This is a genomic window from Streptomyces huiliensis (genome assembly GCF_020037025.1).
GTDB lineage: Bacteria > Actinomycetota > Actinomycetes > Streptomycetales > Streptomycetaceae > Streptomyces > Streptomyces huiliensis.
In genome coordinates, this window is sequence record NZ_JAIQLH010000303.1 from 1 (window position 1) to 9,463 (window position 9,463).

Here is a 9,463-nt window from a genome sequence, read left to right on the forward strand (position 1 = left end):
CGGCCGCCGCGGTCCCGGGGACCATGCGGCGGCTGTCGTTCGGCGGGCGGTCCGCGGTGAGCGTGCCCGCCGGGCAGGAGGCCGTCAGCGATCCGGTGCCGCTCGCCGTCGCTCCCGCGTCCGACCTGCTCGTCACCCTCTACGCGGCGGCTCCGTCCGGGCCCGTGACGCTGCATCCGCACGCCCGGCAGGTCTCGTGGCTCGCGCGCGGTGACCGGACGGAGGACGCCGGTGGTGCGGCGTACACCGTCCGGACGCCCTATTGGCGGTACGTCACCGGGCTCGACGTCTGGGGGACGCAGGCGACGGGGTCGGTCGTCGCCATCGGTGACTCCATCACCGACGGGGTGAACTCGACGATGGGTGCCAATCGGCGGTGGCCCGATTTCCTGGCCGCTCGGCTGCGGTCCGAGCCGGGGGCGCCGCGGTACGGCGTGCTCAATGAGGGTATTAGCGGCAATCGCATCCTGCTCAGCAACCGCGGCGGCCGGGCGCCGCACAACAATCCGAGCGCGCTCGACCGGTTCGACCGGGACGTGCTCGGGCGGACGGGCGTGCGGGCCGTCGTCGTCGAGCTGGGCGTGAACGACATCCTGCGGCGGCCACAGCAGCTTGACGCCCGGCGCATCGTCGACGGGCTTCGGCGGCTGGTGGCGCGGGCGCATGCGCGGGGGCTGGTGGTCGTCGGGTCCACGCTGACGCCGTTCGGTGGGCATCTGGGGGTGGTGCCGGCGCGGCAGGAGCCTGTGCGGTTGGCTGTCAACGCGGAGATTCGTTCGGGGCGGGTGTTTGACTCCGTGGTGGATTTTGATCGGGTGTTGCGGGATCCGGCTGATCCGCAGCGGTTGCTGCCTGCTTATGACAGTGGGGATCGGCTGCATCCGAATGATGCGGGGTATCGGCGGATGGCTGAGGCTTTTGATCTCGGGGCGTTGGTGGGGCGGCCGGTGGCCGTTCTGTAGCGGGCGGTGTGTGGGTGGGGGGATTGCCCCTGTCCCGCCCCTTCCCGTTTCTTGCAGGGGCTGCGCCCCCGCACCCCCGAAACCGCGCTCCGCGCGGTTGTCCTCAAACGCCGGACGGGCTGGGTGGGGGGTGGCGGGGGGGTTGGGTAAGTACGCGCTTCTCGTGCGTCCTCAAACGCCGGACGGGCTGGGGGGTCAGTCCTCGCCCTTCTTCAGCGACGTCCGTTCCTTCTTCCGCGTCACGCCCACCCCGCCCCAGAAAGCGAAGCCCGTGATGCGGACGCGGGGGGAGCCGGGGGAGCCCGCTCCCGCGCCCTTGGAGTCGAAGCCGCCCATCAGGCCCAGGCCGTTGACCTGGACGTCCAGGTCCGGGGGGACGACGACCTCCATGCCGCCCATCACGGCGATGCAGCGGATCGTCACCTCGCGACCCTCGAAGTGTGCCTGGCGGAGGTCGATCTGGCCGCCGCCCCAGAAGGTGAAGGCGGTGAAGACGCGGGGTACGGTCCAGCGGCCGTGGCGCTGGAAGCCGCCCATGACGGCGATGGCGCCCTTGGACGACGGCGTTCCGCCGATGCGGCTCGCCCAGCTCTCGTCGGTCACGGCGGGAGCGCCCGGCGTCGGGACGGCGAGTCCGGTGCCGGCGGGTGGGAGGTCGCGGACGAGGGGGGCGAGGTCGGCGTGGGTGCGGGCCTTGTAGGCCGCGTCCAGGCGCTCCCCGAACTCGTCCATGTCCAGCCGGCCTTCGGCGACGGCCGTTCGCAGCGCCTCGGCGACGCGCTCGCGCTCGGCGTCGGAGGCGCGCATCTCAGGGCGTTCGCTTGTCATGACCACAGATTAGGCCCTGTTGGGGTCAGAGGCCCGGCCGATCCGCGTACAGCCGGGCGATGACCTGCTCGATGTCCGGTTCGCGCACCGAGAGGTCGACCAGCGGGTACCGCTCGGCCACGGCCGCCACGATGGGGGCGGCGCTGCGGGCGGCCGGGAAGGCGAGCCACTGGCGGGGGCCCTCCACCCGGTCGACGCGGGTGCCGGGGACGTCGTCGATCGGCGGCAGCTCGCGTTCCAGGTCGACGACGAGCATCCGCTCGCTCTCCCCCACCTTGTGCAGGCCGTCCAGCGCGCCGTCGTAGACCAGCCGGCCGTGGTCGATGACCATCACCCGGCCGCACAGCTGCTCGATGTCGGTCAGGTCGTGGGTGGTCAGCAGGACGGTGGTGCCGCGCTCGGCGTTGAGGTCGCGGAGGAACCCGCGCACCTTCGCCTTGCTGACCACGTCGAGGCCGATCGTCGGCTCGTCCAGGTAGAGCACGTCGGGGTCGTGGAGCAGGGCCGCCGCGATGTCGCCGCGCATCCGCTGGCCGAGGGAGAGCTGCCGGACGGGGACGTCGAGGAGGTCGCCCAGGTCGAGGAGGTCGACGCAGCGTTCCATGTTGGCGCGGTAACGGGCGTCGGGGATGCGGTACATGCGGCGCACCAGGCCGTAGGAGTCGCGCAGCGGCAGGTCCCACCACAGGGTGGTGCGCTGTCCGAAGACGACGCCGATGCGGCGGGCCAGCCGGGTGCGGTCGCGGGTCGGGTCGATGCCGGCGACGCGCAGCCGGCCGCCGCTGGGCATCAGGATGCCGGTGAGCATCTTGATGGTCGTGGACTTGCCGGCGCCGTTGGGGCCGATGTAGCCGACGATCTCGCCGCGCGGCACCCGGAAGGAGATGCCGTCGACGGCCCGGACCTCGCGGCGCTCCCGGCGCAGCAGCCCCGCGCGCCGGCGGACCTGGAAGACCTTCTCCAGGCCGTCCAGTTCGATGAACGCCTTGTCGTCGGTGGCCGGTTCCTTGCCCATGGTCAACTTCCTGTGCTCCGGTAGCTTCTCAGTCCCGCCCGCCACACCAGCCCTGTCAGCCCCAGCAGCAGCACCGCCACCAGTGGCCCGCACAGCGACACCCACCCGGGCAGGTGCAGCGGGTCGTCCCGGCCCAGCAGCCGCAGGACGGGCAGCCAGTTGACGAAGGCGAGCGGGACGACGAAGGTCACCCCGCGCACCAGGTCGCGGGCGAAGACGGTCGGCGGGTACTGGAGCATGGTGACGCCGCCGTAGGTGAAGGAGTTCGCCACCTCCGAGGCGTCGGCGGCCCAGAACTGGAACGCCGCCCCGGCCAGGAACACGGCGCAGAAGATCGCCGCTCCGGCGACCACCGTGACCAGCAGGAACAGTGCCTTCAGCGGCGTCCAGGCCACGTCCGCGGCGGCCACGCCCCAGCCCAGCACCGCCAGCCCCTGCGCGATCCGGCCCAGCCGGCGCAGCGCGAACCGGTCGGCGGCCACCTGGGCGAGGACGGGCACCGGGCGCACCAGCAGCGTGTCGAACGTACCGTCGCGCACCCGCTGCCCCACCCGTTCCGCGTTGCCCAGGATCAGGTCGGCGAGGCCGAACGACGTGCAGGTCGCGCCGTAGAGCAGCGCGATCTCGGGGAGCGTGAACCCGCCCAGGGCGTCGATGTGCGAGAACATCAGCAGGATGGCGACGAAGTCCAGGGCACTGGCGAGGCAGTTGCCGACGGCCATGAGGACGAACGACGCCCGGTAGGTCATCGTCGAGCGCACCCACATTCCGGCGATCAGCAGGTACGCGCGGACGGCGTGCGACCACGACGCGAGACGCTCAGCCACCCTGGACCACCGCCTTCCGCGTGGCCCGCGCCTGCGTCAGCCGGCCCAGGGCCAGCAGCAGCGCCGCCCACCCCGCCTGGAAGCCCAGGGCGCCCGCCAGGCCCGTCCCGGCGTACCGGCCCAGCAGCACGTCCACCGGCACCTGGAAGACGGCGGCCCACGGCAGGGCCTGGGCCACGTCGCCGAAGGTGCCGGGGAAGACGGTGAGCGGCAGCAGCATCCCTGAGAAGAAGAGGCTCAGCAGCTGGCCGACCATGAGTACGCCGGCGTTGTCGAGCAGCCAGAAGGCGCCGAGCGCCATCAGGTAGCGCAGGGCGAAGCCGACGACGACGGCCAGCGTGACGGCGCAGAGGAACAGCAGCCAGCGCAAGGGGGCGGTGGGGAGCGTGAGTTCGAAGCAGAGGGCGCCCGCGGCCAGCGGCACCACCCCGCGGCCGAGCAGCTGGAAGCCGGCCCGGCCCAGGTCGGCGGAGAGCCACCACAGCTGGAGGTCGGCGGGCCGGTAGAGGTCGACGGCGATGTCGCCGTTGCGGATGCGCTCCTGCAACTCCTGCTCGAAGCCGCCGCCCATCAGGGAGACCGCCGCCAGCAGGGCCTGGCCGACCCAGACGAAGGTGAGGGCCTGCCCCTGGTCGTAGCCGCCCAGGTGGGGGCGCTCGTCCCAGAGGGCGATGAACGTGTAGGCGAGGATGAATCCGAAGACCGTATTGGTGAACACGCCGGCCGCGGTGGCCACCCGGTACGTCGCGTGCCGCCGGAAGCCGCTCACCGCGACGGCGGCGTACAGCCGCATCCCACGCCCCCTCGTCTCGTTGAACCTTGTCAGTCCGCCGACCGGCCGGGCCGAACCCGAAGCGCAGGAGCGTAGCCGCAACCCTCAGTCCCGTGCCATGGATTATTCACCCCTCGGAGTGGTCGGCCGCCGCCGAACGGCCCTGACCGCGCCGTACGGGGGCGCTGGATCCCTCCGGCCGGGACCGGTGGTGCGACAGTGCTTCCGGGAAGCACGGCAGCGTTGCCGGGGCGTGCGGCACCGCCTGACCGACACCGTCCGCCGTGGCCGCACAACCCCGGCGACGGGCCGAGGAGTTCCGGGAAAGATGAGCGACGAGCAGTCACAGCACCGCACCCGTGCCAGGGGTGGCGACCCGCCGGGCTGGGCGCCGAGAGGCGACGCCGCCCGCCCCCGCAAGCGCACCGGCTGGCGTCGGCTGTTGCCCACGTGGCGCATGGTGCTCGGCGGTTTCCTGCTGGTCGTCCTCCTCATCGCGGGCGGCCTGATCGCCGGGTACACGCTGGTCGACATCCCCGCCGCCAACAAGGCGGCGACCGCGGAGAGCAACGTCTTCCTCTACGCGGACGGCACCCAGCTGGCCCGCGACGGCGAGGTCAACCGGGAGAGCGTCCCGCTCAGCCGCATCCCCAAGGCCGTCCAGCACGCGGTGCTCGCCGCCGAGGACCGCGACTTCTACAGCGAGTCCGCCGTCAACCCCGAGGCGATGGTCCGCGCGGCGTGGAACACCGTCACCGGCAAGGGCAAGCAGTCCGGCTCCACGATCACCCAGCAGTACGTGAAGAACTACTACCTGGGCCAGGAGCAGACGATCAGCCGCAAGGTGAAGGAGTTCTTCATCGCCATCAAGCTGGACCGCGAGTCCGGCAAGGACGACATCCTGGAGGGCTACCTCAACACCAGCTACTTCGGGCGCAACGCGTACGGCATCGAGGCCGCCGCCCAGGCGTACTACGGCAAGGACTCCGACAAGCTGGACGTCGCCCAGGGCGCCTACCTCGCCACCCTGCTCAACGCGCCCAGCGCGTACGACGTCGGCGCCCACCCCGAGAACAAGCCGCGGGCCGTGGCCCGCTGGAACTACGTCCTCGACGGCATGGTCAAGAAGAAGTGGCTGACCCGCGAGCAGCGGGCGGCGGTGAAGTTCCCGGCGCCCGGCAAGAGCAAGCCGCGGCTCGGCATGTCCGGCCAGCGCGGGTACCTCGTCGAAGCGGTCAAGGACTACCTCACCGGCAACAAGATCGTCGACGAGCAGACGCTGGCCGCCGGCGGCTACCGCATCACCACCACCATCGACCGCGAGAAGCAGAAGGCGTTCACCGACGCGGTGCAGTCCGAGCTGATGGACGAGCTCAGCGACGCCCGGAAGACGGACTCCTACGTCCGTGCCGGGGGCGCGTCCATCGACCCGCGCACGGGCCGGATCGTCGCCCTCTACGGCGGCATCGACTACACCCGGCAGTACGTCAACAACGCGACGCGCCGCGACTACCAGGTCGGCTCCACCTTCAAGCCGTTCGTCTTCACCTCGGCCGTGCAGAACGACTCCACCACGCAGCAGGGCCGGGCCATCACCCCGTTCACGGTGTACGACGGCACGAACAAGCGGCCGGTGCAGGGCTCCGACGGGCCCGTCGGCTACGCGCCCGCCAACGAGGACGACCGCAGCTACGGGCCCATCACCGTCACCAAGGCCACCGACCTGTCGGTCAACGCCGTCTACGCGCAGATGGCCGAGGACGTCGGCCCGTCGCGGGTGAAGGCCACCGCCGTCGCCCTCGGGGTCCCCGCTAAGACGCCCGACCTGACCGCGTCCCCGTCGATCGCCCTCGGCCCGGCCACCGCCAGTGTGCTGGACATGACGCAGGCGTACGCCACCCTCGCCAACCACGGCCGGCACGGCCCGTATACGCTGGTGGAGAAGGCCACCAAGGGCGGCGAGACGCTCCAGCTGCCCGACCGGGGGGAGCGGAAGCAGGCCGTCCCGCGGGAGGCCGCCGACACCACCACCTCCGTGCTGCGGAGCGTGGTCGAGAGTCCGGGCGGCACGGGTGCCGCCGCGCGCGCCGCGGGGCGGCCGGCGGCCGGCAAGACCGGCACCGCGGAGGAGGACAAGGCCGCCTGGTTCGCGGGCTACACCCCCGACCTGGCCACCGTCGTCGCCGTCATGGGGCAGGACTCCGAGACCGGCGAGCAGAAGCCGCTGTACGGCGCCACCGGGCTGCCCCGCATCAACGGCGGCGGTTACCCGGCGCAGATCTGGGCCGCTTACACCGCCGACGCGCTGGAGGGCACTCCGGCGCACGACTTCGACCTGGAGCTCCAGCAGGGCGCCGAGAGCCCGCCGCCGGAGCCGCCCGCCACCTCCGCGCCCCCGGAGCCGTCCGCCAGTCCGCCCCCGCCCACCACCGCGCCCCCGCGCAGGCCCCCGACGACCGCGCCCCCGTCGCGGCCGGTGCGCCCGTCGTTCCCGCCGGAGCCGCCGGAGCCCACCGGGCCGCCCTCGCTGCCGATCATCACCCTCGGGCCGAACCCGGGGCGCGAGGCGCGGAACAGCGAGCACGATCTGCTGGGCTACGACTACTGAGCCGGCGGCACAGCGCGATGCCCCGGTCCTGGGAAGAAGGACCGGGGCATTCCGCTCTGCGGACAGGGCTCAGTGGCCGGACGTCGCCTTGAGGCCGACCACGGCCACCAGCAGCAGGACGACAAAAAAGATCCGGGCCGCGCCGGCCGACTCGCCCAGCACCGTCATGCCGAGCACGGCGGCGCCCGCCGCGCCGATGCCGACCCACACGCCGTAGGCCGTGCCGATCGGCAGCGTCCGGGCGGCCCGCGACAGCAGCAGCATGCTGGCCACGATGCCCGCGACCGTGAAGACGCTCGGCCAGAGCCGGGTGAAGCCGTCGGTGTACTTCATGCCGACGGACCAGCCGACCTCCAGCAGGCCGGCGACGACGAGCAGGACCCATGCCATGACGGCACCTCCGTGGAATCGCTTCTCCAGGGGTGCGTCGTCTTGTCCTGACCCGGTACGGCGCGTCTCGTCGGGGTTCCCTTCCGACGGTAGCAAACGGCCCGTCGCCGGGAACCGGCTACAGGTACAGGCCCGTGGAGTCGTCCGACCCCTCCAGCCGCTCCGCCGCCACCGCGTGCAGGTCGCGCTCGCGCATCAGCACGTAGGCCACGCCGCGGACCTCGACCTCGGCGCGGTCCTCGGGGTCGTAGAGCACCCGGTCGCCGGGCTCCACCGTGCGCACGCTCTGGCCCACGGCCACGACCTCCGCCCAGGCCAGCCGGCGGCCCACCGCCGCGGTCGCGGGGATGACGATGCCGCCGCTGGAGCGGCGCTCGCCCTCGGGGATGTCGGTCCGGACCAGCACGCGGTCGTGCAGCATCCGGATGGGCAGCTTGTCGTGGGTCGTGTTCGTACGCACGCCACGACGTTACCCGCACCGGCGGGCCCGTGAGACCGGACCCGGGGAGGCTCCCGGCCGGGAGAAGGCCGCCCGGCCCGGACGAGAGCCCTTCCACCACGGACCGCCGCCCGGCCGTCACGATCGGCTACCGGCCGTCGCGGACGCCTACGGGCGCGCGCTACTTCTTGCCGCGGCGCGAGGAGACCGTCAGCAGACCGACGACGCCGACGGCCAGCATCGCCGCCGGAACGATCCGCTCCAGGCGCGGCACGCCCTCGTCCGTCACGAACTGCGCCCGCACGTCCGAGACCACCCGGTTCGCGATCGCACAGGCCCGCCCGAGGGTGTGGTCCACCTTCGAGGCCGCCTTCGCCTTCGCGTCGCCGATGATCGTGCTGGGGTGCATCCGCACACCGATCTCGTCGAGCGTCACGGCGAGCTCGCTGCGCCTGCGGGCGATGTCCGCCTCGATCTGCGCAGGGGTCCTGGCTTCCGGCACCGCGCTGCCTCCGTAGTCTCATAAGAGTGATGACGAGTGATGACAACAGTCTGTCAGTTCGCTCGGCGCCCCGCCCCATGGCACCCCCGGTGGGCCCGCCCTGTGGTCGTCAGGGGTCGTTAGGCTCGGTCACCGGCAGACCCGCCCACCGCCCCGAAGCACAGGAGAACCATGAGCGAGCGACTCCAGCCCGGTGACACCGCCCCCGCCTTCACCCTGCCCGACGCCGACGGCCGGCCGGTCTCCCTCGCCGACCGCAAGGGCCGCAAGGTCATCGTCTACTTCTACCCCGCCGCCCTCACCCCCGGCTGCACCAAGCAGGCCTGCGACTTCACGGACAACCTGGAGTTCCTCGCGGGCCACGGCTACGACGTCATCGGCGTCTCGCCCGACAAGCCGGAGAAGCTCGCGAAGTTCCGCGAGAAGGAGGAGCTGCGGGTCACCCTCGTCGGCGACCCGGAGAAGAAGGTCCTGGAGGCGTACGGCGCCTTCGGCGAGAAGAAGCTCTACGGCAAGACCGTGACCGGCGTCATCCGCTCCACCGTGATCGTCGACGAGGAGGGGAAGGTCGAGCGCGCCCTGTACAACGTCAAGGCCACCGGCCACGTCGCGAAGATCATCAAGGACCTGGGGCTCTGAGGTCCCGAGGCGCCCGGCTTGCCGGTCGTACGCCCGGCGCTCACCGCCCGTACGCCTCCTCCCCGCGCACCACGGGACGGTCCTCCGGCTCGTCCTCGGCCTCCGGCAGGTCGAGGACGGCCTGCGCGCCGCCGCCCTCCGCCGAGCCGAACTCCAGCCGGGCGCCCAGCACCGCCGCCTGGCCCACGGCGATCGTCAGGCCGAGGCCGTGCCCGGTGCCCCGCTCGGGGGCGGCCGTACGGAACCGCCGCGGCCCCTGGCTGACCAGCTCCGGCGGGTAGCCGCCGCCGTGGTCCCTGACCACGATCCGGGTGCCCTCCACCCGCACCTCGATCGGCGGCTTCCCGTGCTTGGCCGCGTTGGCCAGGATGTTCACGAGGATCCGCTCGACCCGGCGGGCGTCGGTCGCCACGATGCGGCCCTCGCCGACCACCTCGACCGCCACGTCGTCCACCCCGCGCTGGCCGCGCGCCCGCTTCAC

11 protein-coding genes and 1 riboswitch are annotated in these 9,463 nt (G+C 72.4%); of the genes, 3 read left to right on the forward strand and 8 right to left on the reverse strand.

Going from position 1 to position 9,463, the window contains the following annotated elements; genetic code table 11:
* A partial coding sequence (locus JNW98_RS31745) for an SGNH/GDSL hydrolase family protein (protein WP_223771763.1) occupies positions 1–962 on the forward strand: 962 nt, incomplete at its 5' end.
* Positions 963–1,157: 195 nt separating this feature from the next.
* Here the strand turns inward: JNW98_RS31745 and JNW98_RS31750 are convergent.
* Genes JNW98_RS31750 through JNW98_RS31765 form a run of 4 tightly spaced genes read right to left on the reverse strand, consistent with a single transcriptional unit; the run spans position 1,158 to position 4,425 of the window.
* Positions 1,158–1,790 carry a DUF1707 SHOCT-like domain-containing protein gene (locus JNW98_RS31750; RefSeq protein WP_223771764.1) on the reverse strand — a complete coding sequence of 211 codons (633 nt, stop codon included), beginning with the start codon at positions 1,788–1,790 and terminating at the stop codon, positions 1,158–1,160.
* 25 nt (positions 1,791–1,815) lie between these two features.
* Positions 1,816–2,805 (reverse strand): ABC transporter ATP-binding protein, encoded by a 990-nt coding sequence (locus JNW98_RS31755; protein WP_223771765.1) that lies wholly within the window; start codon positions 2,803–2,805, stop codon positions 1,816–1,818.
* A 2-nt stretch (positions 2,806–2,807) separates the two neighbouring features.
* Positions 2,808–3,572, reverse strand: coding sequence for an ABC transporter permease (locus JNW98_RS31760; RefSeq protein WP_223771771.1), 765 nt, complete (start codon positions 3,570–3,572; stop codon positions 2,808–2,810).
* Positions 3,573–3,624: 52 nt separating this feature from the next.
* Positions 3,625–4,425, reverse strand: coding sequence for an ABC transporter permease (locus tag JNW98_RS31765; RefSeq protein ID WP_223771766.1), 801 nt, complete (start codon positions 4,423–4,425; stop codon positions 3,625–3,627).
* A 307-nt stretch (positions 4,426–4,732) separates the two neighbouring features.
* On the opposite strand from JNW98_RS31765, the gene JNW98_RS31770 reads away from it, so the two are divergent.
* On the forward strand, positions 4,733–7,012 hold the full coding sequence (locus JNW98_RS31770; RefSeq protein WP_372459368.1) for a transglycosylase domain-containing protein: 2,280 nt from the start codon (positions 4,733–4,735) through the stop codon (positions 7,010–7,012).
* Between the two features lie 69 nt (positions 7,013–7,081).
* Here JNW98_RS31770 and JNW98_RS31775 read toward each other — a convergent pair whose 3' ends face one another.
* The 3 genes from JNW98_RS31775 to JNW98_RS31785 all read right to left on the reverse strand — a co-directional run bounded on the left by JNW98_RS31775 (position 7,082) and on the right by JNW98_RS31785 (position 8,343).
* Entirely contained in the window at positions 7,082–7,402 is a 321-nt protein-coding gene (locus JNW98_RS31775; RefSeq protein ID WP_223771767.1) for a DMT family transporter, read from the reverse strand.
* 31 nt (positions 7,403–7,433) lie between these two features.
* Positions 7,434–7,499: riboswitch (guanidine-III (ykkC-III) riboswitch) on the reverse strand.
* Between the two features lie 21 nt (positions 7,500–7,520).
* Positions 7,521–7,823 (reverse strand): GroES family chaperonin, encoded by a 303-nt coding sequence (locus tag JNW98_RS31780; protein ID WP_051072711.1) that lies wholly within the window; start codon positions 7,821–7,823, stop codon positions 7,521–7,523.
* A gap of 199 nt (positions 7,824–8,022) precedes the next feature.
* The gene (locus JNW98_RS31785) at positions 8,023–8,343 is read right to left on the reverse strand and encodes a DUF3618 domain-containing protein (RefSeq protein WP_223771768.1); all 321 of its coding nucleotides are present in this window, start codon (positions 8,341–8,343) and stop codon (positions 8,023–8,025) included.
* 171 nt (positions 8,344–8,514) lie between these two features.
* Between JNW98_RS31785 and bcp the strand changes: the two genes are divergently transcribed.
* Complete coding sequence (gene bcp / locus JNW98_RS31790; RefSeq protein ID WP_223771769.1) at positions 8,515–8,982, forward strand: thioredoxin-dependent thiol peroxidase; 468 nt, start codon at positions 8,515–8,517, stop codon at positions 8,980–8,982.
* 40 nt (positions 8,983–9,022) lie between these two features.
* On the opposite strand, the gene JNW98_RS31795 is transcribed toward bcp, so the two are convergent.
* Positions 9,023–9,463, reverse strand: a 441-nt coding sequence (locus tag JNW98_RS31795; protein WP_223771770.1) for a sensor histidine kinase, incomplete at its 5' end; no start/stop codon positions are given.